The 23,651-nt window shown below is 64.8% G+C and carries 36 protein-coding genes; 2 read left to right on the forward strand and 34 right to left on the reverse strand.

Features of this window, described 5'->3' with window-relative positions:
* Positions 1-52: 52 nt before the first annotated feature.
* The 19 genes from L0963_RS08530 to L0963_RS08615 all read right to left on the reverse strand — a co-directional run bounded on the left by L0963_RS08530 (position 53) and on the right by L0963_RS08615 (position 10,757).
* Complete coding sequence (locus L0963_RS08530; RefSeq protein ID WP_234179183.1) at positions 53-1,150, reverse strand: tyrosine-type recombinase/integrase; 1,098 nt, start codon at positions 1,148-1,150, stop codon at positions 53-55.
* Complete coding sequence (locus tag L0963_RS19885; RefSeq protein ID WP_442800555.1) at positions 1,045-1,344, reverse strand: helix-turn-helix domain-containing protein; 300 nt, start codon at positions 1,342-1,344, stop codon at positions 1,045-1,047. Before L0963_RS19885 ends, L0963_RS08530 begins: the two co-directional genes overlap by 106 nt.
* On the reverse strand, positions 1,345-2,016 hold the full coding sequence (locus tag L0963_RS08540; RefSeq protein ID WP_234179185.1) for a hypothetical protein: 672 nt from the start codon (positions 2,014-2,016) through the stop codon (positions 1,345-1,347). It lies immediately after the preceding gene.
* Positions 2,013-3,776 carry a DNA cytosine methyltransferase gene (locus L0963_RS08545; protein ID WP_234179186.1) on the reverse strand — a complete coding sequence of 588 codons (1,764 nt, stop codon included), beginning with the start codon at positions 3,774-3,776 and terminating at the stop codon, positions 2,013-2,015. The genes L0963_RS08540 and L0963_RS08545 overlap by 4 nt, the downstream gene beginning before the upstream one ends.
* Positions 3,773-4,096, reverse strand: coding sequence for a hypothetical protein (locus L0963_RS08550; protein WP_234179187.1), 324 nt, complete (start codon positions 4,094-4,096; stop codon positions 3,773-3,775). Before L0963_RS08550 ends, L0963_RS08545 begins: the two co-directional genes overlap by 4 nt.
* Positions 4,093-4,221, reverse strand: a complete 129-nt coding sequence (locus tag L0963_RS19680; protein ID WP_267960589.1) for a hypothetical protein — start codon at positions 4,219-4,221, stop codon at positions 4,093-4,095. Before L0963_RS19680 ends, L0963_RS08550 begins: the two co-directional genes overlap by 4 nt.
* Entirely contained in the window at positions 4,218-4,421 is a 204-nt protein-coding gene (locus L0963_RS08555) for a hypothetical protein (RefSeq protein WP_003043213.1), read from the reverse strand. Before L0963_RS08555 ends, L0963_RS19680 begins: the two co-directional genes overlap by 4 nt.
* Positions 4,418-4,618: a hypothetical protein gene (locus L0963_RS08560; RefSeq protein WP_234179188.1), complete on the reverse strand. Its 201-nt coding sequence runs from the start codon at positions 4,616-4,618 to the stop codon at positions 4,418-4,420. The genes L0963_RS08555 and L0963_RS08560 overlap by 4 nt, the downstream gene beginning before the upstream one ends.
* Positions 4,615-4,839 carry a hypothetical protein gene (locus tag L0963_RS08565; protein ID WP_003043220.1) on the reverse strand — a complete coding sequence of 75 codons (225 nt, stop codon included), beginning with the start codon at positions 4,837-4,839 and terminating at the stop codon, positions 4,615-4,617. The genes L0963_RS08560 and L0963_RS08565 overlap by 4 nt, the downstream gene beginning before the upstream one ends.
* Complete coding sequence (locus tag L0963_RS08570) at positions 4,836-5,015, reverse strand: hypothetical protein (RefSeq protein WP_234179189.1); 180 nt, start codon at positions 5,013-5,015, stop codon at positions 4,836-4,838. Before L0963_RS08570 ends, L0963_RS08565 begins: the two co-directional genes overlap by 4 nt.
* Positions 5,000-5,302 (reverse strand): acyl carrier protein, encoded by a 303-nt coding sequence (locus L0963_RS08575; protein WP_234179190.1) that lies wholly within the window; start codon positions 5,300-5,302, stop codon positions 5,000-5,002. Before L0963_RS08575 ends, L0963_RS08570 begins: the two co-directional genes overlap by 16 nt.
* A gap of 25 nt (positions 5,303-5,327) precedes the next feature.
* On the reverse strand, positions 5,328-5,576 hold the full coding sequence (locus L0963_RS08580; protein ID WP_040589916.1) for a DUF2312 domain-containing protein: 249 nt from the start codon (positions 5,574-5,576) through the stop codon (positions 5,328-5,330).
* 152 nt (positions 5,577-5,728) lie between these two features.
* Complete coding sequence (locus L0963_RS08585) at positions 5,729-6,019, reverse strand: hypothetical protein (RefSeq protein WP_234179191.1); 291 nt, start codon at positions 6,017-6,019, stop codon at positions 5,729-5,731.
* Positions 6,020-6,021: 2 nt separating this feature from the next.
* Positions 6,022-8,688 (reverse strand): bifunctional DNA primase/helicase, encoded by a 2,667-nt coding sequence (locus tag L0963_RS08590; protein ID WP_234179192.1) that lies wholly within the window; start codon positions 8,686-8,688, stop codon positions 6,022-6,024.
* A 91-nt stretch (positions 8,689-8,779) separates the two neighbouring features.
* Positions 8,780-9,043: an ogr/Delta-like zinc finger family protein gene (locus L0963_RS08595; RefSeq protein WP_003043231.1), complete on the reverse strand. Its 264-nt coding sequence runs from the start codon at positions 9,041-9,043 to the stop codon at positions 8,780-8,782.
* Positions 9,040-9,534, reverse strand: a complete 495-nt coding sequence (locus tag L0963_RS08600; RefSeq protein ID WP_234179193.1) for a phage regulatory CII family protein — start codon at positions 9,532-9,534, stop codon at positions 9,040-9,042. The genes L0963_RS08595 and L0963_RS08600 overlap by 4 nt, the downstream gene beginning before the upstream one ends.
* On the reverse strand, positions 9,531-9,860 hold the full coding sequence (locus tag L0963_RS08605; protein ID WP_234179194.1) for a hypothetical protein: 330 nt from the start codon (positions 9,858-9,860) through the stop codon (positions 9,531-9,533). The genes L0963_RS08600 and L0963_RS08605 overlap by 4 nt, the downstream gene beginning before the upstream one ends.
* Positions 9,861-10,122: 262 nt before the next feature.
* The gene (locus L0963_RS08610) at positions 10,123-10,380 is read right to left on the reverse strand and encodes a hypothetical protein (RefSeq protein WP_234179195.1); all 258 of its coding nucleotides are present in this window, start codon (positions 10,378-10,380) and stop codon (positions 10,123-10,125) included.
* Positions 10,381-10,469: 89 nt separating this feature from the next.
* A complete protein-coding gene (locus tag L0963_RS08615; protein ID WP_234179196.1) occupies positions 10,470-10,757 on the reverse strand; it encodes a transcriptional regulator in 288 nt (95 codons plus the stop codon).
* Between the two features lie 85 nt (positions 10,758-10,842).
* On the opposite strand from L0963_RS08615, the gene L0963_RS08620 reads away from it, so the two are divergent.
* Positions 10,843-11,514, forward strand: a complete 672-nt coding sequence (locus tag L0963_RS08620; RefSeq protein ID WP_234179197.1) for an XRE family transcriptional regulator — start codon at positions 10,843-10,845, stop codon at positions 11,512-11,514.
* A complete protein-coding gene (locus L0963_RS08625; RefSeq protein ID WP_234179199.1) occupies positions 11,514-11,957 on the forward strand; it encodes a hypothetical protein in 444 nt (147 codons plus the stop codon). Before L0963_RS08620 ends, L0963_RS08625 begins: the two co-directional genes overlap by 1 nt.
* 7 nt (positions 11,958-11,964) lie before the next feature.
* Here L0963_RS08625 and L0963_RS08630 read toward each other — a convergent pair whose 3' ends face one another.
* From L0963_RS08630 to L0963_RS08700, 15 genes are all read right to left on the reverse strand, one after another.
* A complete protein-coding gene (locus L0963_RS08630) occupies positions 11,965-12,114 on the reverse strand; it encodes a hypothetical protein (RefSeq protein ID WP_234179201.1) in 150 nt (49 codons plus the stop codon).
* Between the two features lie 27 nt (positions 12,115-12,141).
* A complete protein-coding gene (locus L0963_RS08635) occupies positions 12,142-13,203 on the reverse strand; it encodes a contractile injection system protein, VgrG/Pvc8 family (protein WP_234179203.1) in 1,062 nt (353 codons plus the stop codon).
* The gene (locus tag L0963_RS08640; protein WP_234179204.1) at positions 13,203-13,763 is read right to left on the reverse strand and encodes a phage tail protein; all 561 of its coding nucleotides are present in this window, start codon (positions 13,761-13,763) and stop codon (positions 13,203-13,205) included. Before L0963_RS08640 ends, L0963_RS08635 begins: the two co-directional genes overlap by 1 nt.
* On the reverse strand, positions 13,750-16,038 hold the full coding sequence (locus L0963_RS08645; protein WP_234179205.1) for a phage tail tape measure protein: 2,289 nt from the start codon (positions 16,036-16,038) through the stop codon (positions 13,750-13,752). Before L0963_RS08645 ends, L0963_RS08640 begins: the two co-directional genes overlap by 14 nt.
* Positions 16,035-16,187: a GpE family phage tail protein gene (locus L0963_RS08650; protein ID WP_267960609.1), complete on the reverse strand. Its 153-nt coding sequence runs from the start codon at positions 16,185-16,187 to the stop codon at positions 16,035-16,037. Before L0963_RS08650 ends, L0963_RS08645 begins: the two co-directional genes overlap by 4 nt.
* Positions 16,184-16,522 carry a phage tail assembly protein gene (locus tag L0963_RS08655; protein WP_234179207.1) on the reverse strand — a complete coding sequence of 113 codons (339 nt, stop codon included), beginning with the start codon at positions 16,520-16,522 and terminating at the stop codon, positions 16,184-16,186. Before L0963_RS08655 ends, L0963_RS08650 begins: the two co-directional genes overlap by 4 nt.
* Positions 16,523-16,608: 86 nt before the next feature.
* Complete coding sequence (locus L0963_RS08660) at positions 16,609-17,118, reverse strand: phage major tail tube protein (protein ID WP_003043253.1); 510 nt, start codon at positions 17,116-17,118, stop codon at positions 16,609-16,611.
* 38 nt (positions 17,119-17,156) lie between these two features.
* Entirely contained in the window at positions 17,157-18,278 is a 1,122-nt protein-coding gene (locus tag L0963_RS08665) for a phage tail sheath C-terminal domain-containing protein (protein ID WP_234179210.1), read from the reverse strand.
* A gap of 10 nt (positions 18,279-18,288) precedes the next feature.
* A complete protein-coding gene (locus tag L0963_RS08670; RefSeq protein ID WP_003043258.1) occupies positions 18,289-18,642 on the reverse strand; it encodes a GPW/gp25 family protein in 354 nt (117 codons plus the stop codon).
* A gap of 90 nt (positions 18,643-18,732) precedes the next feature.
* A complete protein-coding gene (locus L0963_RS08675; RefSeq protein WP_003043261.1) occupies positions 18,733-19,287 on the reverse strand; it encodes a phage baseplate assembly protein V in 555 nt (184 codons plus the stop codon).
* Positions 19,284-19,526: a hypothetical protein gene (locus L0963_RS08680; RefSeq protein ID WP_234179212.1), complete on the reverse strand. Its 243-nt coding sequence runs from the start codon at positions 19,524-19,526 to the stop codon at positions 19,284-19,286. Before L0963_RS08680 ends, L0963_RS08675 begins: the two co-directional genes overlap by 4 nt.
* Before the next feature lie 12 nt (positions 19,527-19,538).
* A complete protein-coding gene (locus L0963_RS08685) occupies positions 19,539-19,919 on the reverse strand; it encodes a tail fiber assembly protein (RefSeq protein WP_234179214.1) in 381 nt (126 codons plus the stop codon).
* A 5-nt stretch (positions 19,920-19,924) separates the two neighbouring features.
* On the reverse strand, positions 19,925-22,036 hold the full coding sequence (locus tag L0963_RS08690) for a phage tail protein (RefSeq protein ID WP_234179215.1): 2,112 nt from the start codon (positions 22,034-22,036) through the stop codon (positions 19,925-19,927).
* 10 nt (positions 22,037-22,046) lie between these two features.
* Positions 22,047-22,598 carry a phage tail protein I gene (locus tag L0963_RS08695; protein ID WP_003043273.1) on the reverse strand — a complete coding sequence of 184 codons (552 nt, stop codon included), beginning with the start codon at positions 22,596-22,598 and terminating at the stop codon, positions 22,047-22,049.
* On the reverse strand, positions 22,595-23,491 hold the full coding sequence (locus L0963_RS08700) for a baseplate assembly protein (RefSeq protein WP_234179217.1): 897 nt from the start codon (positions 23,489-23,491) through the stop codon (positions 22,595-22,597). Before L0963_RS08700 ends, L0963_RS08695 begins: the two co-directional genes overlap by 4 nt.
* Positions 23,492-23,651 lie beyond the last annotated feature (160 nt).

Raw genomic sequence — 23,651 nt, forward strand, 5'->3', positions numbered from 1 at the left:
GAGCATCTCGTTTACACGGCGATGGCGCAGTTATTCCAGCAAATTGAAATCGTTACGCTTTCTTGGCCGTACCCTGCTCCGGTTCGGGAATATTGCGGGACTCGCTGGCATCGAGGCCGGCGCGCACGTCGTCGTCGAGGACGTGGGCATATTTCAGCGTGGTGGCGATGTTGCGGTGGGCGAGCGCTCGCTTGGTCAGAGCGAGATCGCCTGTGTTGCGCAGGATCCGCGTCGCGCGAGTGTGTCGGAGGTCATGCAAGCGGAGATCCGGCAGCTCGATCGCCTTGCGAGCATCGTCATGGACTTCCCTCATGACGCTGGCGCTGATCGGATAGCGCTCGCCCTGCCGGCGCTGGGCGCGATCGCGGCGACCGCTGGCGGTGGCGCGCTGGCAGACATAGGTGAACACCTTCGGGCCGACCTTCGGCTGGTTGGCGATGATCAGAAGCATCGCCTGCGTTAGCGGCCGCTCGACCATCGCCCCGCCCTTCACGCGCGTCCACGCGGTGCGGTTCGGCAGATCAAGGTCATTCCATCCGAGACCGATCACCTCGCTGCGCCGCCAGCCGGAGAGAAGCAAAAACTCGAACGCGGGGCGAACGTCGGCCCGGACAGCGGCGAGATAAGCATCCTGTTGATCGCCGGCGCTGAGCAAGCGCCAACGCGTTCCCGCCGCCTTGAGCCGCAAGGCGTTCCAGTCGGGCATGTCGCCGATGTCATATTTCGCCTTATCGGCCCGGTGCCAGACGGCGCTCGCAACCTCGATCTCGCGGTTCACGCTGCTATTGGCGCGCATCTCGCCATTGTCGCGGATCCGGCGCGCCGCGAAGTGGTCGATCAGCATGCGCTGGGTGATTTCGGAGAGCAGGCGTCCACGGCCAAGACCCGACACCAAAGCCGCGAGAATATATTCGGTGGTTTTCCAGCTCGGCAGGGCCGAAGCATAGTCTTGGTAGAACCCCGCGGCATCGTCGAGCGTGATCGGCGGGCGGGTCCGCGTGGGAAGGAGCGCCTCGTGCAACCGCTGATCGATGATCTGCTGCGCTAAGCGCTTGTTGTCCGTTCCCGTCGAGCCATGAAACCGACGACCGCCCCTGACGAAGTCGTAGTGCCAGTGCGGCGATCCTTTCTTCGGGATGGGGCGGGGCATTGCGGCAAATCCTGATGGCGGGCAGCGACATGCTGGCGCGCGATATATTCGGCGATGTCATCCGGCGTGTGCCGAATCTTGCGGCCGTCGAGCCTGACGTAACCGATTTTCCCCGCCGCGCGCAAACGGCGCAGCGTGGGGACCGAGATCTGTAGCTCGGACGCGGTTTCCTCTATCGTCAGGAGCCGGGTCACCTATGCCGCCCTCTCCAGTTTCAGATCTTCGCTGCGACCAGGCGCGCGCGGCGGGATCCAGAAGGTGGGCGCGTGGGGCAGCGGCTCGGCCAGCAGATCCCACACGACCCACATGAAATCGACTTTGCCGCCGTCGTGGGCGCGCTTGCCGAGCTGCTCGATGACGTCGCCCGGCGGCATCGACGGGCGTTCGCACAGGATGTAGATCCCGCTCGGCCGATGATCGCGTTCGAAGAGGTTATAGCGGCCCTTGCTGGCGAGCCACTTCACTGGCAGCAACGCGGCCACCTTGTGCGTGGCGACCTCGATCGCGCGGCGTATGCACTTCTCTGCGAGACCGCGCACCAGCGCGCCGTTCTGGCGGCTGTAGGGTGGATTGAAGAAAATCGACAGCGCGTCGCTCGCTTCGAGCAAATGTCGCTGGTCGCCCATCCAATCGTGGACGCCGAGGAATCGCGCGCCGGCGTAGCGCTCGAAAAGGTCGGTTCCGAATGCCTGATGGCCGCGCTCGGCGAGCGCTTCCACAATGTTGCCGGATCCGCAGCATGGATCGAGATAGGTCACGCCTTCGTCGAGCGGCAGGAAGTCGGCGAGCCGGTGCGTCACCCAGCGCTCTTCGACGTACCAATCCCATGGGTGGCGACTGTTTGCAGAGGAAAGCTCGCCGCTCATGCCGCCAGCCTTTCCAAGCAATGCTCGGGCAGATTCGCGGAGGCCAGCACCTTCGACATTACCGGGCAGACGCTGTTGCCGATCTTCGCGATTTGATGGGTGATTGGCAGGCGTCCGAACTTGCGGTTTCCCTTTTCGGTCAGATACCAGCACTCGGGATCGAGAATATAATCTGGCGGGAAACCCTGCGCATTCGCCAGCTCGCGCGGCGTAAGCATGCGCATGCCGATATCGACGATGATATAGGTCAGTTCGTCGATCACAACCGTGACGACGGCGAAGCGAGGCTTCGCGGTGATCGTGTCGATGGGCGCATTGGCCGCCTGATGCTGGCCGACCTCCGAACCATAATATTTGACCAGAAATGCGGCGACCTTTACCGCGCAATCCATCATGTCGGGCGGCAAAGCGCCTTCCTCGACCAGCGTAACCGTCACGGGCTGCTGCTGCGTCCCACGTCCGGTGATCGTCGACAGGGGTTCCTTCATCGACTTGGGCGCGCAGCCTTTGCCGGCATTGTGCTGCGCCATGAAGGCGGCGACCGCGGCATGCTTCGCCCCACCGGCGACGACCGAGCCAAGAGGCTTGCAAAGGTGCGGAACACGCGGAGCCTGCCCTTCCCGCTCGCCGTAACCCGTCTGAATTAGCGTCGCAGCGGCGACACCGAAATGACCGCCTGTCGAAATAGTATTGATGGGCGCCCGGGCATCTTGCCCGATGCAGTTGTTTCGCAGCTTGAACAGGCTCGCCGCCGTCACCGCGATCTCGCCGCCCTTCGATGTCGTGATCGTGGGCAAAGTCGATCGAGGCGGGCGCACCTGATTGCCGCCCTTTGTGTGGGTGATCGGCACGACGCCCGGCGATATCACCGCGATTTCGCCCCGATGGGCGCCGGTGACAGTTGGCAAGGGGTTATGCCCCGGATAGACGCGACCGTCACCGCCCTGATGCGTCAGCGGCACGAAGAATGGTTTGGGATCATTGATGACATGGCGAACCACGCCTGTCGCGATCCGGCGACAGGTCGGATCTTTCAGGTCGCGCGCGCGGTCGAAGATCGACGGACAGGGAATCGACCAGTCGATGCACTCGGCCGCAGTCCGCCATGGCAAGAGCTTGCCCGTGCGGACCTCTACACTATCGGGGCGACCGTGCGTCGGTTGGGGCCAGACGATGGGTTGACCATCGCGCCGTGCGATCAGGAAAAGCCGCTTGCGACTGGTCGGCGCACCATAGTCGCAAGCGCGCAGCTCGCGATGCTCGACCTTGTAGCCGAGCTTGCGGATGCGCCGCACCCACAGGTTGAACTCTTCGCCCTTGCGTTCCTTGATCGGCTTGCCTTCGCTGTCGAGCGGTCCCCACTGGCGGAACTCTTCGACATTTTCGAGCATGATAACCATGGGCGCGCCGCCGCCCTCGATCGTCGACTTTTGCAGCCGTTCGATCCAGTGGGGAACCACCCACGCCATGTCGCGGATATTGCGGTCGCGCGGTTTGCCGCCCTTCGCCTTGCTGTGATGTTTGCAATCGGGGCTGAACCAAGCGAGGAGGACGGACGCGCCACCCGTTGCGTCAAGCGGATCGACCGAGAAGATCGACTGACAATAGTGCTTCGTCTCGGGATGATTGGCCGAATGAACAGCGATCGCCGCTTCATCGTGATTGATAGCAACGTCGACCGGACGGCCGAACGCCGCCTCTAGGCCGGTGCTGGCACCGCCGCCGCCGGCGAAATTGTCAATTATCAAAGGCAGTTTCATTGCGTGATCCCTTTCCGGGCTATTTCGCGGTCGATGGCGTCGATGAAGGCGATGGCGACGATGACGCCCTGCACGGCCTTTTTCCGGGCAGCGGGCAGGATGCGGCGTTCGTCGGGGCCTTCGGCGCGCTCGGTCGCGATCTGGAGGAAGGACGTGGCCTTCTGGCCGATGCTGTTCAGCGGCAGGGCGTCGTCGGCCGCGGCGTCGTGGCCGAAGACCATGACCGAGCGGGCGCGCTCGCGCATCAGCTCGTGCATGATCTCGATCAGCGCCGGGCTAAGCACCTGGTCGACGGGGAAGTCGGGCAGCGGCGCGCTCATGCGTCCCTCCGCAGGTAGCGGCGGATGCGGCGACGGATGCGGTGGATCCAATAGAGCTGCAGGATCTGCGTCCCGAGCAGCACGATCATGATCGTCGCGATGATGAAGACCTGATTATCGGTCATGCGGCCATTCCTTCGGTTAGAGCCGACAGGCGCGCCTGATTGCGCTCGATCGAGCGACGACGTGCCTTGATGCGGCAGGTTTCGATGTGGATGAGGCGCCAGAGGCGGTCGGCCTCGGCATCGGTGAGAGCGCGGGTACGGTTAATCGCCTGATAGGCGGCGATCTTGGCCTGCAGCTCGGCGTCGGACAGGCGGCTCATCGGCGCTCTCCGGTCGAACGAGGAGCAGACGCGGCGGCGATCTGATATCCGCGGTGCAACGCCATAGCGGCGATGACGAACGTGATATCCTCCAACTCGGCTTCCTTGCCGACGATCTTGGCGAAGGCGATGTTGACGATCGCGACGATCGCAATGGTGCCGAGTGTTTCCGCCCAAGGTTTCAGCCAGCTCTTCATGCCGGTATCTCCCGAATGATAGAAAGGGGCGCGCGTTCGCAGTCGAGCCAGAGGGCGCGGCGGCGCAGTTCGCGGTTGCGATCGGCGGCGGCTTCGCGCGAGCGGTTGCGGCTGGCGGCGATCGCGGGGGGCTGAGGCAGCACCGGCGCGTGTCCGCCACGTCCGCGACAGACGAAGGTCGGGGTGCCGACGATGCTGGTGCGGTGACCGTGCGGTTTCACAGGGCGCCTCCCGCGATCATGAGGGCGAGAAGCGCCGCAGGGAGGCCGATGACGAGGAAGGCCGCGCAGGCGATCGCCGCGAGGAAATCGGGCCAGCGGAAGAGCGAAGCGATTTCCTCGGCCGCGCGATCGGCCTCGGCCGCGCTGATCGGGAACATGGTCAGGAGGCGGCGCATTCCGCACCTCCCGCCGCCGGATAGGCGGTCATCAGCTTGCGGCGGACCAAGACGCTGTAGTCGGCGACGGTGCGGCATTCGGCGGCTTCGTCGTCGGTGATCTCGACGCCGAAGCAATCCTCGACCTTCATCACTATTTCGACGTGGTCGATGCTGTCGCAGCACAGATCATCGACCAGGCGGTGCGTCAGATCGACATGCGACACGCGCAGGCCGAGACAATGCTTGACCGTCGCGCAGAGCCGCTGCTCGACGAAGGTGGCGTGGTTGAATTCGGGTTTGGACATGCGGGATCCTCCCTTGCTGCTGGGATCAGGTGAGACCGATGGCGGAGCGGTAGACGTCGAGGATCGCGTCACGTTCGGCGCGATCGTGCGGACTCATGCGGCGCAGTTTGACGACTTCGCGCATGATCTTCGGGTCGTAACCCTGCGACTTGGCTTCGAGATAGACATCGCGCTTGTCGTCCTTGATGCCCTTTTCCTCCTCTTCGAGCCGCTCGACGCGCTCGATGAAGAGGCGGAGCTGGTCATCGGTCGCGCCGGCGTCGCCCGACCGGATCGTCTGGCCGCGCGATCCTTCGAGGCAGCCGCCGCAGACGGTGAGCGGGGCCTTCGTCATGCCGCTGGTGTGACGCTCCCAGCCCGCCGGGAGCAGGTCACCATCCATGAGGCCGGGTGCGTCGCATTTGGCGCAGAAGATGCGCTGCCCGCTCACTGGCGCGCCTCCGGGCGGGGCAAATCGCTGGCGCGCATCAAGGTGCCGGTGAAGCGGGCGGCGAGGATGCCGATCGCCATGCCCGCGGTCGGTCGATCGAGGGGCCGCGGCGCGCGCGAGTCGACATGGCGCTGTGCGATCTGATCGGCGCAGTTGCCGCAGCGCACCGCATCATGGCCGTTCGGAGCGGCGCAGCGGATCCAGCCGACCGGAAGGTTCTGCCGATCGCCATAATGTTCGACGTGGCAATCGGCGCAAATGTAGATGCCGGGTTGGAAGGGCTTCATTTTCAATCCTCCATGACTTCGTCGCGGCCATCCGGCTGGGCGAAGACCCAGCAGTGGATGACCTTGCTTTCGAGGCGGGTTTTCACGTTCTTCGCCGCGAGGAAGCGGCGGGATTTCGAGGAGCGGAGCAGCTGCTTGAGATCGTCCATCGGCGGCGCCTGAATGCCGCGCTGGCGGCACCGCTCCTCGAACATCGGAAGGCTGACGGCGATCAGCTTGTCGGCCTTGGTGTGCAGATTGATCGGGTTCGTCTGAACGACCTCGTTGGCCTCGAACCAATCGAACAGTTCCCAGAATTTCGCGACATGGGGGTGGTCGGCGCTGATCGCCTGATGCCGCTCGCGGATCATGCCGCGGATGAATTCATGTCCGCGCTCGCGCACGTCGTCGGGAATCGAAATCACGGTCGCGAGGGCGTCGAGGCCGGCGGCGAGCTGGGCGTGGTTCTTGACCAGGCGCTGGTGGCCGACGCCGCTGGCTTCGGGCAGCGCCTTTTCGTGCTTTTTATATGCGGCGAAGAAAGCCGCGAGCCACGCTTCTTCCTGCCGGATGACATGGACGATGAAGCCCGACAGGGTGTCGGTCGGCCAGCTTTCGATGGCCTCGGCCGCAACCTTGGTTTCCGGGCTCCAGCCTTCCTTGTTGATGGTCAGGCTCATGAGGCGTTCGAGCAGCGCCGCCGATGCCTTCACCGCGAAATTCTGCGCGATCACGACGCCGCCGCGGAAGGGCGGGTCGTAGGTTTCCATCCCGCCCGAGCGAACGCCGCGTGAACGAACCGCGCGCCCGTTGTAGGCGGTTTTAAGCTCGTCCCATTCGAAGCGCTTGCTGTGCGGGGTGCTTTCGTCGCGGTCGCCCTCGATCAGCACCACCGGCAGGTTGCCGACCTTTCCGAGGTTGCGCGCGATCGCGGCCGACGTTGCCTTGGTGGGGTCGAAGCCTTCGTAGGAATCGCGGCCGTAGAGCCGCCAGAGGAATTCCAGCAGGGTCGATTTACCCGATCCGGGTTCGCCGATGATCTGCAGGAAAGCGAGGCTCTTGTGCGCTTCGCGGATCTGTTCGGCGAAGAGGGTGATCTGCCAGAAGGTGAGCGCGATCAGGCCCTTGGCGCCATAGGCCGTCCACAGCTTGGGGAGCCAGTCGGTCCTGAAATTGTCGCGGTCGTAATCGATATCGAGCAGGCGCTCGGGCGAACGCAGCTTCACCGCCACCTTGCCGAAGTCGAAATAATCCTCGGCGTTCAGATCATAGACCCGACCGGCGCGCACGGCGATGTCGCCGAGGATCCACGCGCCATGGGCCTTGCTGTAACCGGTGAAGTCGATCGGCTCGACCGTCTTGAGGTCGCGCGTCTGGATCTGCATCAGGCGGTCGAGCTGGCCGGTCGTGCCGGTGAACATGCCGCCGAAGGCGAACAGGCGTTTCTTGAACTCGGGCGCGGCGGTGAGCTGAGCCGCCGAAAAGCGCCCTTTTGCGGTCGGCGTCTTGCCGGGGAAATCGACGCGCAGATAATAGGCAGTGTCGTCGATGACGTCGTCGCGCTCGCGGTACAGCGTCCGAAAGGCACAGTTGGCGATCTCGTCAACCTCGGCGCAGGCGCGGATCGCGGCTTTCTCGGTCAATCCCTCCTTGAGCCGCACCTCGGCGATGCGGGCCTGATTGAAGCTAGCCCACCACATGCGGTTGTCGAACGAGAAGCTGAACCCGTTCCAATGCTTGCGCTCATGAATGAGGCAGGCCTTTTCGAGCGCACTGGTCGCGATGGTGACGCGGCCATTCCAGAAATATTCGTCGAAGTCGGCGGGGGTGAGCCGCCCCAGCTCGAGAAGATCGTTCCAATCCTTTGCATCGCCCTCGACCAGGCTGGCCTGACAGGCGGTCGCGGACCAGCCCTCTTCCTCGGCGCGCTTGACGAAATCGCGCGACCATTTGACGCCGGCGGCGCCGACGTCGAACGCGAAGACCAGTTCGGGCCGATGGTTGGGGGTCGGGCCGTTGGCGATCGCGAGGCGCAGTTCCTGCAGCCAGTGTTCGGGCCAATTGTTGACCGTCATCGCCGACACGGCGGCATGCCCGGCCATCGTCAGCGCCCATGCGTTGAAGATGCCCTCTGCGATCAGGATCCGTTCGGCCGCGGCCTGCTTATCGATCGTCAGGGCGGGCGGCGCCCAGCAATAGCCCTTGTAGGATTTCCCGCCGGCGGCGCGCTTGGGCTGAAAGCGGGCCTTCATTTCGAAGCGGCCCGGCTGGTCGATCAGCCGTTCCCACCATGTCCCGCCGGGCAGCGGGAAGCGCACGGTGGCGGTGCCGATGTTGCGCTCGGGATCCTTGTAATATTCTTGGCTGTAGCAGCCGCGCATGCCGGTAAGATCGAGCTTTCGGCCATGCTGGAGGAAGGCGTCGGCGGCGGCGTTCGGATCGGCCTCGGTCGCCTTGAACCGCTTCGACCAATCGTCGAAGATTTCGGGGAAATAGGACTTTACCGACTTTTCATAGCCGCAGCGATTGAGCCGACCGCATTTAAGGACGAACGGCTTTTCGGCGTGAACATACAGCTCCTTCTTGTGGCACTCGGGGCATTTGCCCTTGCGGTACCATTCGCCCTCGCGCCGGAAGGCGAATTCCCGCTGCAGGGCGCGGTCCAATTCTTGGGCGAGGGCGTTGCTCATGAAGGAAGGGCGGCTTTCGCAGGCAAAGGGGTAGCGCCGCCGAAAGCGAGGTTCGGCGCGCGGTCTGTCGGTTCATGCGGATTTGGTCAGGTCAGGCAGGAACTGGCGCCGGCGGCGGCTCTCCATCGCGGCGCGCCCGGCGGTAGCGCTTGGGCGTCACAGGATATTTGATCTCAACGCCGACCGGGGTCGAAACGCTGTGAACGAAGCTCATTTGCGCTTTCCAACGGTGGCCGCAGCCATTGTTGGTGCAGTCGAAGTAGATATCGCGATGGAGGATCGAGACTTCCTCGCTATCGCGCGCGCGGCCCGGCGATTTGCAATAGGGACAGCGGGCCGAAACGCGGCGGCTCATTGACGATACTCCCGTTGAATCATGCGCGCTTCGGCGCGGATGGCGAGCGCGGTGGCGATCACCTGGTCGGCCGCGGTCTCGATCTGTTCGGCTTCGGCGCAATCGACATGATCGTCTTCGTGCGCCTCAAGGATCGCCTCGGCCAGTTCGCTGTTGCCCTTTGACTGCCGGGCGAAGAGCATCAGCAGGTCGCGGCCCGTCGCGGCGATGTTCGGCGTCGGCACCAGCTCACGCAGCCGCTGGCGCGCCAATACGGTCGTGACGTGCGGGTGGCCCGGATAGCCGACCGTTTCAGCCTCCAGCGTCGCGATTTCGTCGGCGCGTGGAAAGGCGTCGGTCGTCGTGCTGCAGCAATCGCTGATCCGCTGTTGCCGGGTGCCGAGCCGCTTGGCGACCGCATCCTGTCCGCCATAGGCTTTCACGAGGGCGCGGAACGCTTCCTTGATTTCCTGTTGCTCGGGCGGGAGCGTGATGTTGCGTTCGACGCTCATGCCAACGCCTCCTTGAGCATCGCCAAATGCTGTTGGGCGATGGCGAAATGTTCGCGGTGCATCGCAATGATGTCCGGCGTGTCATGATCGTCTGCGCCCGCTTCGCGACAGGAAATCGCTTCATCGGCCATCCCGATCGCCCATTCGAGTGATGCGGCGATATCTGCCAGCCGTGCTCCGAACGCGGGGTCGAATTTCATAACCGGGGCAGCGTGGATGGTCATATTGCGGAACGGCCCACACCGTTCGGCATTTCGCATCGCCGCGATCAGGTGATCCGTGTTCTGATCAGTGACCATGAAAATGCCGTAGGGGGTGCGTTTCATGTCGCTGCTCCCCTATGGGCGGTAAGGAACTGATTTTTACCGCCTATCGCGCCGCCGCAGATGCGGGCAGCTAGGGCCGCGCAGCAGCGACGAGCAGGGGTGCGGTCGCAGTTGGCGCAGGGGATGGACGGTGCGGAGTGCGAGGGCGAACAGGCTGCGACGTGCAGAGAGGGGAGAGCTGCCGCAGCCTGTTCGCCGAGCGGCAACGCGACCAGATCGCCGCCGATTGGTAAACGAAAATAGTGAATCCCCCCAAGGCACCTCACAGGCCGCGACCTCGATAGCTTGCGGCGCTGCTGCTCATGTCGGCCATATCCATCGGCGACGGATTGAAGCCGGGAGCGATTCTAGTGAACGAGATGCTGGATATGTGACGGTTGATGCGCAAATCGACGACGTGCGCTACCTGCCGGAAATAGGCGCAGATGCACCGCACCCAGCCATCCTGATCGCGAAAAGCGATCGCCTGCGTTGCCTCGCCGAAATATTCGGGCAATCGGAACGAGCGGAGGATAGCCATTGCTCCGGTCTCTCCTTCGACAGGCCAAATCTCGCGGATATGGCGCTTCAACAAACGGCGGGGATGGAAGATCGAAGGATCAAAGGCGTTCATGCGACCCTCCGATCGGCGCCTTTGTCGATGCCAATCCATCGTTCGGTCTGATCAGGTGCCGGGGGATAATTCCGCGGATAAATGTCGGGACGTAGGTCGTGTCGCGACACGCCAAATTCGCGCTCCGCGAGCAAAACATACTCTGCCGGAAGCCGCTTGGACGATTGCAGCCACTTCCAGAACGTCGGCTGTGGGACGGCGAGCCGACGCGCCGCCTCGCTTTGCGAGCCAGCGATTTCGACGATGCGATTCAGTGCTTCGAAGGGCGAGTTCGGCGTGTCCATGCGCCCAACTATTCTGAAAGTGATAGATACGTCAATGGGAAAAGTGTCAGTGCTTGCTATTCCAAATGGAATTATGCCGAGAAGCATGAAGCATGCCGTCGATACCGACCGTTTTCGTAAGCGTTTGCAGGAACGTGGAATGACGCAGTCGGGCTTGGCCCGGCAGCTTGAAATTTCGCAAGGCACGATTGCTAAGCTTGCGCTCGGTGAGAGCGCCGGGTCGAAGCACCTTCACCGAATCGCGCGGGCTCTCGGAACGACAGCCGAGTATCTGACTGGTGAGATCGACGACCCCGCGGAAGGCGCCACGCCTCCGCCATCGGCTGAAGAATTGGCCGATGAGCTTGGCCTGGTCGCGATCAAGGAAATCGACCTCACGCTGGGGCTGGGCGGGGCATATATCGGCGAAGGCGTGGTGAGCGAGGTTGAGCGCTATTTGCCGCTGGCATGGTTGCGCGAGTTCACGCGCGCGGATCCGCAATATTTGCGTGTCGCGCGAACCCGCGGCGATTCGATGAAGCCGACGCTGTCGGATGGCGATCTGGCAATCATCGACATCAAACAAAATTCGATCCGCGAGCAAGATGCGGTTTGGGCGATCGCCGTCGCCGATATCGGCATGATCAAGCGCATCTGGGCGAACCCGGATGGCAGCTACAAGATCAAGAGTGACAATCCGAATGTGGATCCAGAGACGGCAGTCGATGGCGAAATGTTCGTTTTGGGGCAAGTCGTCGGGAAGCTAGGGAAATTGTGATGCGTTGGTTTACGGCGGCTCTGATGGCGGCAACCCTAAGTGGCTGCTCGGCGCCGGCAGACGATAAAGCGGATGATCCTGCTGCTGCCGCCACAACCTACGCGTTTACAAAGGCTGATCTCTATCGTGCCCCCCCGAAAGACATTTGCCGCCGCCATGATCCAGATTTTCTGTTGCACCTGATGGGCAGAGTGGATGCAGCACTGCCGCTGGATGCAAAGGGGTCGGCCCAGTTCGACAGCTTCTTCGTTCAAGATCGCTTTGATGGAAAAGGAAAAGAGGCTGTTCTTCGCTTCACGGCCCGCCACGGCAATGCCGCGTCGGTCCCCATGTTTGCTCTCGCGCCATTTGCGCAAGAGTCATGCTCGATCGGGAAAATGACGGGTTCGGTTGGAACCGATCTGCTCAACGATGCCGGGAACGATGGTTTCGCAATAGATTAGCCGCGGCTCACCAATTCCAGCCGAGGCCCGCGATCCCGCGCAGGATGTTGACCATAATCAGGCCGATGATGACCGCGAAGGCCAGCCAGAAGGCGAACTCCGGCGCCTTGCTGGGCGGTGGCAGGGGGTCGCGCGGATCTTCCCATAGGTTCGGCATGGCGCGACGATAGCGCCGCCGGCGTCGTCAGTCGATGGCGCCGAGATCCAGCTTCAGTTCGGAGATGAAGCCGCCGCCCGCGCTGACGCGGTGCGTCACCTCCGCGATCTGCCACTTTGCGGCGTCGATCTCCGCCTTGAACCCCTGCAGCGTCACCGGGCGGTCGGGCATCAGGGTCGCGTCGCCATAGGCGAGCGTCAGAGTGAATTCGGCCGCGGTGCGGGCATCGCGCCGCCGCGCGCCCTCCGCCGCCGCCTTCGCGTCGCTCGCGCTCGCATAGGTGCGCTTCAGGCGGCGCGCGTTGCCGCTGTCGCCCACGGTCACGACGTGACGCTTGGCGCTGCCCTGATCGTGCCATTCGGCCTCGACCCCGTCATGTTCGTCGCGCTTTTGCCGCGTCCAGCTATAGCTGGAGCATTGTTCGCGCGCGATCGTCAGGCCGGGGATTGTCGAGCCTCCGGCGGTGGTCCCGGCACCGATGGGCGCGAGGATCAGCGTCCCGGCCTTGATCGTCGCCATCGCCTCGTATCGGCGGCCCAGCTCATTGATGAAGGCGATATCGCTTTTCGCCTTTTGCCGCGTCGCCGGAATTACCGCGCCGGCCAGCAGCGGGTGAACGCGCGGCGTCAGCCCGTGGCGCTTGGCGATCTTCGCGACGATCGAGGCCAAGGTCTGTTCGACCCAGCTTTCGTCGCGCCTTTTGCGCAGATCGGCGGTCAGGTCGGCGGCGCGCCCGGTGATCGAAAGGCCATCGGGCGGTCCCGACCAGGTGAGTTCATCGACGCGGAAATTGCCCTTGTCGATCAGGCCAGCGGTTACGCCGCTGCCCTTTGCCCAGCCGATGGCGACCGCGAGCGTTGCGGTCGGCGGCGGGAGGGCGAGCGTGCCGCTTTCGTCGCCCAGCGTGATGTCCAAACTGTCGGCCTCTTCGCCCCGCTTTTCGGTCAGGCTCAGCTCGCGGAGGATCGGACGCATCGCCTCGGTCAGATCCTGCCCGTCGAGCGTCACCTGCCATGCCGCCATGGGCATGATCCATTCGTCGCGGCTCGCGGGCTGCAGCGCGGTCGATGCGGGAGGCTGGCTTGCCATCAGTCGCCCGCGCGGGTCAGGTCGATGGCGAATTCGACGCGTCGCGCACCGCCGCCGGGCAGGAAGGTGCTGCGCCGTTCGTCGACCGCCTGAATGATGTAATTGCCAACGATCGTGCCGTCCGATTGCACCATGGGATAGGCGTCGCCGGTTTCGGCCATCGCGCGGATCTGCGCCAGCGACGTGTTCGGCCCGGTCAATTCGGGCATCAGGAGGCCGGGCAGCGTGATGGTCTCTGCGCCGGGGCCGAGGAACTGGAAGGCCGCGCGGGCGCCGAGGCGTTCGTTGGCGGCATGGCGCCAATCGCTGCGCCGGATGAATTCCTGATAGGCGATCGTATCGATGCCGAAGAGGAACAGGCCGAGCGACAGCATCGACAGGCGTTCGCCCCTCACGCCGCCGGCGGCGTCGATCTTTGCCAGCCCCTGCAGCTTGGCAGCGATGGTCGCCGCGGTCGCGATCGCGGGCATGTCGGGCAAGCCGATCAGGCGGCGCACGGTCGAAAGCTGCGACGTCGCGGCCGACAGGTTCAAATTGCCGCCGATATCACCGATCTTCATAGCTGCCCCTTGCCTCCTTCGCCAAAAGCCGGCGCAGCTCGGCCAGCACGCGCTTCGCGAACTGTTCGGCGTTCTCGCCGGGTTCCTGTTTCAGATTGATGGTGACGCTGCCGATCGTCAGGCTTGCGGGGCGCCCTCCCCCGCCGCCCGACGCCGCCAGCGCGGCCGCAGATGGCGATCCGGCGGCGAAGGGGGAGCGCGGCAGGCTAAACCCGCCCGCAACGCCCTGTGCCAGCCTGCGGGCGCTATCGACGGGGCGGCGCTGCCCGCGATCGATGCCGATGGCGAGGCCGTCGCTGACAAAGCCGCCCATCTGCATGAACAGGCGCGACGGCGAGTTGATGCCGAGATAGGCCTTCGCGCCTTTCCATGCCCCGGCGACGACCGATTTCAGCGCCGCCCATATCTTGCCCGGCGCCGCGCGGATCCCGGCGGCGATGCCATCGACGATCGAGCGGCCGACATTGACGAAGCTGGCGACGTAGCCGCGCGCCAGCGCGACGGCACGGCCGATCGCGGCGACGCCATTCCAGAAGGCGCCCTTGATCCGGTCCCAATTGCGATAAATCAGGTAGGCGGCACCGCCGATCGCCACCACGAGCAGCGTGATCGCCAATATCATCGGGTTGGCGAGCATCATGGCCCCGGCGCGGAGCAACCCGCGAGCGAGGAAGAGCGACGCGGTGCGGATGACGCCGAAGGCGCTGGCGACCATCGGCCCGGCGCGCGCGGCAACGCGGCCCAAGAAGGTAAGGCGGCGCCCGGCCTCGTCCACGGCGCGGAACTGCTTGAACAGACGATAGGCGGTCGAGAGCGGGCCGAGGATGGCGCCGACGCCGAACTGCACGATGCCAAAGCCGATTTTCAGCCCGACCAGGCCTGCCGCGATCTTCACGATCCCGGCGGCGAGCTGCGGATTGGCCTGCGTCCACGCGAGGACGTGCGTCATCACTCCCTGCACCGATCCCGCGACTTCGTTGAGGCCGGGAAGAAGTGCCGATCCGACCATGATGGCGACCTGCGATGCCGTCCCCATGAAGGCGCGCCATTGCACCGTCGCATCGCGCGCCACGCGCTGATTGAAAGCGCGATCAACGGTGCCTTCGCTCTTCAACGTCTGGTCGCGGATCTGGCGATAATCGTCGAGGTTCTGAATCAGCGCGCGGATGGCGCCCTGCGCCTGCATATCCTCGAACGCATAACCCAGCTTCTTGAGGTCGCCGCCCGTTGCCTTTTGGGTGATAAGGGCGATGGCCTCCAGCGTGTCGTAACCCTCGGCGCGCAGCTTCGCCATGGCTGCGGGAAGATCGACCCCGAAATTCTTCTGAAATGCCTTCACGGTCGAGGGCGAGTTGATCTTGGCGAACAGGTTCTGAAGATTGTTCGCCGCTTCGTCCGACGTGCCGGTGGTGCGCCGGGCGATCTGCAGCGCGGCCGACAGGTTGGCGACCGCGCCGAGGCCCGATTCGCCGAGCGCGTTGAGCTGGGCGGTGAGGCCGGGGAAGTGGCGCGCCATGTCGCGCACTTCGAACGCGCCGGCATTGCCCGCAGCAGCCATGATGTCGAGCGCGCGGCCCGTATCGTCGGCCGCGACCTTCAGGTTCTGCAGATTGGCAAAGGCGGCGGCAGCGCCATCGGCCATGTCGACCTTCATGGCGGTGGCGAGCCTGCCGATCGGCGTGATCATCGCGGCGGCGCGGCGCGGGTCGAGGCCGAAGCCCGCGAGGATATCGACGCCCTCGCGCGTCGCTTCGGGCAATTGCCGCGCGGCGGCGGCGGCGCGCAGGATGGTGCGGCCGAGCTGATCGGCCTGCCGGTCGGTCAGTTCCGCCTTTTGCTGCAGATCGACCAGGCCGGACGAGAAATTGCCCGCCTCACGCGCGGCAAGGAGGAAGGGCGCAGCCATCGCCGCCCCCTCGATCACATTGTCGCGCCCCCTCGATCGCAGTTCGCGACCGCGCGCGGCGATGCGGTCGGCGCGCGCGGCGATCGCGAGCAGGCGCTTCTGCCGGTCGATCTGGCGATTGGTGTCCTCGATCTGATCGGCGAGCGCGCGCTGGCGGTCGATCAGATGGGTGACATTGCCCGACGCACCGCGCAGTTCCTTGCCGGTAGCGGCCAGCTCGCGCTTGAGCCGACCGCTATCCTGTTGCAGCGCGCGCAGGGCGCTAGCCCCCGATTTGCTGAGGCCGACGATATTCTTGAGCCCGCCGTTCAGCTTGTCGAGGCCGGCGGAGCTGAACTGGACGATCAGGGCGAGCTTGTTGCCGCTCATCGTGCCGCCGCCATGATGTCCGCCTTCATCTTGAGCATCGCCTTCATTCGGTCATTCGCGCGGCCGTGCCATGCGATCAGTTCGTCGAGGTCGAGGGCCTCCAGTTCGGACAGCGGCCAGTGAAAGATGAAGGCGACGTCCGCGATCAGTTCGTCGACGTCAGCTTCTCGATCATCGCCCGCTGCGCCGAGTTGAAGAAAAAACCGGTGATGACGCCCCCCGCCTCGGCGATATCGTCGGCCTCAAGGCTTTCGGCGTCGGCGACGGTCATGATCGGGTCGGAGATGCGCGGCAGCACGGTGAGGATCGCGTTGACGTCCGCCGCCATCAGATCCTGCAGGTTAAGGCCGCGCAGTTCGCCGCCCTTCGGCTTGCGCAGGCGAATGTCGGTGATGACCTTGTCGCCGCGCACGAAGCCATGTTCGAACTTGCATTCTTTCCAGACCGGCTGCTTGGTCGCGCTGGGCGCGGGTGCGTCAGACATGCGGATTTCCTTGCTCTGTCATGCGGGAATGCGGTTTCTCCGCCCCGACGCGCCCGCATGTACGCGCCGGGGCGAAGCTGGTGGGCCTAGAGGCCGATGGCAGCGCGGATGGCGGCGAGGCGATCATCGCCGTTCACCTTGAAGACCATGCCGGGGATGTCGATTTCGACGACTTCGCGTCCGTTGACGATCAGCTTGTAATAGCTGCAGCTCGCCTTGAACTTGTGTTCGGTATCGGATCCGGGCTTGGCATTGCCCATGTCGATTTCCGAATAACGCCCGCGCACGACAGCTTCGACGGGGATCACGCCGCCGGTATCGTCGGCCTGATAGGCGCCGGCAAAGCGCAGCAGCTTGCCGTCATGAGTGATGGCGCCAAAGCCCGCGATCGCGCCCGCGACGATGCCGCCGAGCGTGAATTCCAGCTCAAGCTTTTCCTGCCCCATGTCGATATCCAGCTCGCCGTCCATGCCGGCGGCGCGAAAGCCCTCCATCTTGCGCGAGAGCTTGGGCAGCGTGACCTCGGTCGCGATGCCGAGATAGCTCGCGCCGTCGTCGAAGAGGTTCATATTCTTGAGCTTGGAGGCGAGGCCCATGGCCGGATCCTTTCAGTGCGAGAAACGGGGAAGCGGCATCAGGCGGCGTTGGCCAGATCGCCATAATAGCGGTCGGTGATGCGCTGGTTCAGCGTCAGCTCCTCCGCCGGGGCGCAGGGCGTATAGTCGTAATCGACCGTGATCTTGCCGGCGGCGAGCTGCGCCGCGGGGTTCAGTTCGGGGTCGATCCACGCGCGACCGCCGATCAGGCGCCCCTGCGCGACAAGCTGGCGCAGGCGGGCGTTGATCGTTTCCTCGATATCGCGGAACAGCGACTTGGTGATCGGCTTGTCGATCGCCCACAGCAGCCCGGCAGCGATCTCGTCCTGAATAACCTGCGCGGTGCGAACGGTGCTTTCGAACGCGAAGATCGGTTCGTCGGAGCAGGTGCGGTTGCCCCAGAAGCGGAAGCCATTGACGCGGATCACCGTCGTGATGTCGGCGGCGTTGAGCAGCCCGGCATCATTGTCGGCGCTGTGCAGATCGAAGAAGACCGGGACCGACAGGCCGGTGACGCCGTTCATCGCGACGTTCGACAGCGTCTTGTGCCAGCCGAATTCATTATCGATCAGGCAGCGCATGCCCATGGCGCGCGCGACCAGGTCGCCAGCGAAAGCCGCCGAGGTGTTCGGCCAGAGCAGCATCAACTCGCGCGCGCTGAAATTGGCGCGATACAGCACCGCCTCGGCCACGTCGTCGCCGATCGCGGCGGCATAGGCGAAGGCGCGCAGCTTGGCGGTGACCTCTTCCAGCTTCGTCGCGACGACCTGCGTATCGAGGCCGGGCGCCCCAAGGATGCGCGGGCGCACCCCGAGCTGGACTTCGGCGCCGAGCAGCTGATCGAGCGCGGCAGTGACCGCATCGTCGAGGTCTTCGGGTGCGGCGGGTTCGGCGATGCGGATCACGACGGCGACCGGATTGGTCTGATCGGCGATCGCGGCCAGCGCGGGAGCGAGCGTCCCGGTGCTGCCCGCCTTGGCGACGGCGGCGCGCACGTCGGTGACCAGCACCAGCTCGCCCTCGGGGAAAGCGGCGTCGAGCGCGTCTTCGGCAGGGCCGGCGACGGCGCCGGCGGTGGCGACAAGGCCGATTATGGCAAGGCTGGACGCGACGATGGCGCGGGTGCCGGTGACGGGTTCGTTGAGCTTGATTCCATGCATGGCGCGATTCCTATGCAGTCAGGGGGATGGCGAGGCGGGTGAAGCTGTTGGCGCCGGCGGGGCGGTCGGTTCGATATCCCTCGATATCGAGCGCGACCCGGCCATCGGCGCCGGTGGTCGAAAAGTTGACGCGGGTCAGGCGGATGCGCGGTTCCCAGCGCGCAATGGCATCGGCCGAGGCGGCGAGCATGAGCAGGCGGGTCGCGGCGTTGATCGGGCGGTCGATCAGTTCGAACAGCATCGACCCATAGTCGCGCAGCATGACGCGGGTGCCGACCGGCGTGGTCAGGATATCGCCGATCGACTGAGCCAGATGCGCGTCGCCGTCGAGCGGGGCGCCGGTGGAGCGATCCATGCCGAGCATGGCGGCGACACTGGCGCCGTCCGCGCGCGGCGCGCCAGTGGTTGCTCCTGTATATCGCGCTTATACAGGAGCGGTGCGTTGCAAAGGATCCTAGACGGGCGGTCCCGACTGCCCGCCGCCCGGCTGAACGGCGCTGTGCTTGTGGCTCTTGAGCGATTTGCCGCCGCCGATCACGTCGTCTTCGGCGGTCAGCTTGCCGGTCACGGTCACGTCGCCGTCGATAGCGACGTTGCCGGTGATGGTCACCTGGTCGGCGGTGATGTCAGCGGTCGATCCGCCGGGGAGCTGCGCGGTCAGGCGATGCGCCTCGGGGTCATAGGCGATGCGCGCGCCATCGGCGAATTCGATCAGCTCTTCGGCGCTGTTGCCCGCCGGCGCGAACGCATCGCTCGGGATCCCGCGCAGGACGAGGCCCCCGCCCAGCTCGCCGTCCATGCAGATCAGCAGCACCTGTTCGCCCGCGCTGGGCGGCGACCAGATGCGCGTCGCGCCCATACGCCCTTCGATCCAGCGCAGCGGCGGGGTTTCGATATCACCGGTTTCGACGATGCAGCGCGCGGCGGCGAGGTCGACCGACTTCACGGTGCCGATCTGGATCAGCCCCGACGGGTCGAAATCATCCTCGTCGGTGCGCGCGCGCATCATTCGGCGGCGCCTTCCTCTTCGACCGGGGGCGCAACGATCACGCCAAGGTCGATCTTGGCCGCGACGCCGCGCGCAACCTCTGCCACGCGCTCGGCCGTTTTCTTGCGGTCGCATTTGCCAGCGGCGGTCAGCACAGCGCGCACGTCGCGGCGGTGAACCATATCGCCCGAGGTGAAGGTAACGGGAACGGTGCCGGTCTTGGCGTTGAAGCGGCCAATGGAGCTGGTGAGTTCGGTCATCGTGCGGATCCTTTATGCGACGGGGGGAACAGGCCAGTCGGCGGGAGCGCCGTCTGCGATCGAGAGGGGCAGATCGCGCAGCGCCTGCCGATACTCGGCCCATCGCGCGCGCAGTTCCGCGTCCATGTCGACGTCGGGCAATTGCGTATAGTCGCTGTCGCGCAAGAGCTGGTCGCGGCGCGCGCGCACGAGCGCGAGCGCGATTTCGGGTTCGGGCGCAACCGGGGCGACCATGGGCTTGCCGTCCGGCCCGGCCACGATCGCCAAGCCCGGCTCCAGCGCGTCGAGTGCGGCGCCGCGTTCGGCCTCGCTGACCTCGATCGCGTCGGCGGGGATGCTGCTGTGAACGCGGCGATCGTAGAAGCCGCAGGTGGAGGGGGAGAATAGGAGCATGGTCGTTACTTCCCGATGACGTGGTAAGGGAGCGATCCGCTGATGTCGCCGGCCTGATAGATGGAGAAGCCGGAGATTGTGGAGCTGGCGAGCAGCGTATTCTGCTGCGACGCGGTGCCGATCTGGTCGATCGTCGGAAAGACGGGCGTCGGCACGGTATCGAAGCTGATCGGATAGGTGACGTTGCTGTAGCTATCCATGCTGACGCTCACCCGGCCCCAGATGATCTTGAGGCCATTCGAAAAGGCGATGTAGCCATTCTGCAGCACGCTCGCCGCCGCGATCTGCAGGAAGTCGCTCGCCTGCAGCCCGTCGAGCAGATCGGCATTGAGGCCACTGCCCGGACCATCGACCGTGAGCAGACGCGAGAGGATTTCAGCGGCCGAGAAGGTCGCGGCGGGCAGGAAATAGCTTGCGTGAAATCCGTCGAGCAGATCGGCGTCGAGACCGCTGCCCGAACCGTCGTTGCCGGCATGCCATGCGGCGTTGCCGGCGATCTGGACCGAGGTTCCGAAATGTCCTGACCGAATCCGCATGCCCGACGAACCGATATCGTAAGCCTCGCCTGCATTCGGCTCAAAGTCTCCAGATTGGCTGATCACCCATCGGAAGGCGCCGTTGGTACCGAAGCCCAACCTCCCGGCGACCTCGTTCATGATATGGAGGTCGTCGTTGTTGCCGCCATAGCCAAAGAAGGCTTTACGCCCCGTCGCGTCTGTGATGCCAAAATAGCTATTGCCAGTGCCGCGCGCATTAGCGTTTCCAAACGTCGCGAATTGCCCGGAACCGCCCACGACGTGCAGAGGCGTCCCCGGCATCGCCGTCCCGATGCCGACGTTACCCGCGCTGTTGATCGCGAAGCGAGTCGCTCCGGCAGTCAGATCTGCAATGTCGAAAATATTGGTCGCTGCGCCCCCGGACCGAATGGCCCAATTTCGCACCCCTGTTTCTAACAGGCTGATAACGCTGCTGCCGCCCGTTCCTGCAACTTGCAATCTCGCGCCGGGCGTCGTCGTTCCGATGCCAAAATTGCCGCTTGCGGCGAAACGAGCAATTTCGATTCCGTCCGCCGCTCCATTGCGTCCCCGGTAAAACGCGAATGCGTCAACACCAGGAGCTTGGCCGATGCACCAGTTGTTGATGGTGTTTTGGGTGAAAGAGAGCATCGCGCCGTTGAGGTCCGCGGCAGCGATATTTGCGACATCGGCAAGGATGCCACGCGCGGGATTCGAGCTAGCGGCATTGAATAGATAATTTGGCGTTGCGCCGTTCAAAGTGACCTTGCCGTCCGGCCCGATGCGCATGCGTTCGGCCCCGGCGGTTGCCACACCAAGCGCGTTTGCGCCCGCCCGGAAAAGGCCAACATCGGGATCGGCATTCCAGAACAGGCCCGGCGCGCCGGCCGTTCCGTCAACCACTCCGACCGATACGTTGCCCAAGGTTCCGCCGGTGATCGCTACGGCATTGGCGTTTTGCGTCGCCATGGTGCCATGCGTATGGCCCGCGAGGGCGAAGGCGCTGGCGTGAAGCCCGTCGAGCAGATCGGCGTCGAGGCCGCTGCCCGCGCCATCCTGCGACAGCAGCCAGCCCAGCACCGATTGCTTGCCCACATAGGGGGTGAGGACGCGGCTGTTGTCGCTGCCCGCCTGCCCCTCGGCCGTCGTTGCCAGCTCGACCAGGCCGAGGATCTCGGTCGTCGCGGGCGGCAAGATGAAATTGGTGTCGCCGAATTCGATCATCGTCGCGTCGATGTCGGCAAAGGCGATGTCGGCCGCGAGGAGCATCATCGATTCGGCGGTCTTGTTCAGGATCGCGCCCGCCTGCCCATAGAGGGCGAACAGGGTGCCATCGGCGAGATACAGCGCAAAGCCGCGCATCGTATAGGCGTCGGTCGTCACGTCGCTGGCGGTGACATGGATCGCATCGTCTGCGACGACGACCCCGGCGACCGAGGCGATGCGCTTGATTTCGCCGGGCAAGGCGACCTGCGCCGGATCGGCGGCAAAGGCGGTCGCCGTGATGCCGAGCTGCGTGATGGTGACGGCGTTGGTCCCGGTGTTGGCGGCATTGACCAGCGCGGCGCGCCCGGCGTTGGTGACGATGATGGTGATGGCCATGGCGAACCCTTCAGACGGCGGTGGCGGTAAGGCGGGTGAGCAGGGCGGGCCGCGCGACGGCGGCAAGGCGGACGCCGGCGGTGGCGCTGAGGCCCTGTGTGAAAGTGAAATGCGATCGCACCGGCTTGGTGCGCGTCACTTCGGCGATGATGTCGTCGATGTAGCTGGCGGGCAGCGGTCCCAGCCCGCCGCCAACCGTGAGCGTGATGGTGAAGGTATGCGGATCCGCGGGCGGATCATATTGCCACCATTCCTTCAGGACGAGCGAGCCGCCGAAACTGTCGACCACGTCGAAGACGCTCTTCGCCGTCCCCTTGCGGCGCTGGATCGCGATCGCGGAGGCGACGCGCTGGCGGCGCACCGGCTCCGGCCAGCGATTGTCCCAGCTGTCCATCGACAGGCCCCATGCGAGCCATGGCAGCATGTCGGCGGGGCAAGTCGCCGGGTTCCACAGACGGGTCGGCAGATCGACGTCGATATCGCCGACGCGCGCCGTCGCCTGTTCGATTGCGCGTTCGAGCGCCGTCGAGGTCGGCGGCAGGATCGATGGCCGGTCGGTCATTCACCCGTCCCGGCATGGGTCAAAGTGATCGCGGTGCAGTTCGACGCCTGCGTCCGCGACAGCTCGACATCGGCGGCGGGGCTGATCAGCGTCACCTTGCTCACGCCCTCGGCATGCAGGGCGGCGAAGATCGCCGATCGCACGATATCGCGGCCAAGGCGTTTCGACTGTTCCCGATAATCGGCGACGCGCGCCTCCGCCTCGGCGATGACGATCGTGCTGTCGGGACCGGCGAAGGTCTCGATTTCGGCCTCGATCGCAAAGTCGATGATCTCGGCGCCCTGCACGGTGACATGATCGGTCAGCGGGCGCACGTCGTCGGCGCTGACCGCCGCTTCGACGGTCGCGAGCAGATCGGGCGGCGCGGTGCCGTCGCCGGTGCGCGACAGGACGGTGACGACGACCTCGCCCGGCGTCGGCGAAGTGGCCGATGCGTCAAGGACGTCGGGATCGGCCGACAGGGCGTGAAAGATATAGGCCCCCTCGGGACCGGCGACCGAATAACCCTCGGGCGCGAGGATGATGCGCCGACGAAAGTCGGCGTCCGATTCCATCACCGCCGGGGTGCCGGTCAGCGGATCGGCGGGCGTGATTTCGAGGCGATAGGCGCCGAGCAGCGCGCCGAGATTGTCGAGATCGGCGCCGACCGCGAAGGCGACCAGGCACCCCCTCGCCCGCTCATTGAACGTCGCGCGCAGCAGCAGCTCACGATAGGCGCAAACCTCCAGCAGCTTTTGCACCGGGTCCGATTCCACCGCCGCCGAAAAGTCGGGGAAACGATCGAGCATGTCGGCGCGCAGCGCGGCGAGGATCGCCGCATAGTCGAGCTGCTCGACGATCTGCGGCGCCGGAAGCCGGGAAAGGTCGATCGCGGTGGCGGAGGTTGCGGACATGCCGCCATGGATCGCCCGCCGCGATCAAGGCGCAACGGGCTGCTCCTGTATAAGCGGGTTATACAGGAGTGGGGTTGAAACCCAGCGCCTCGCCAACATATCTGCAGCGGAGGAGATCCATAATGCCAAAGCGCGGATCGAAGGAAGATCTAGCAAAGGT

The organism is Sphingopyxis sp. NFH-91 (genome assembly GCF_021401285.1).
GTDB lineage: Bacteria > Pseudomonadota > Alphaproteobacteria > Sphingomonadales > Sphingomonadaceae > Sphingopyxis > Sphingopyxis terrae_A.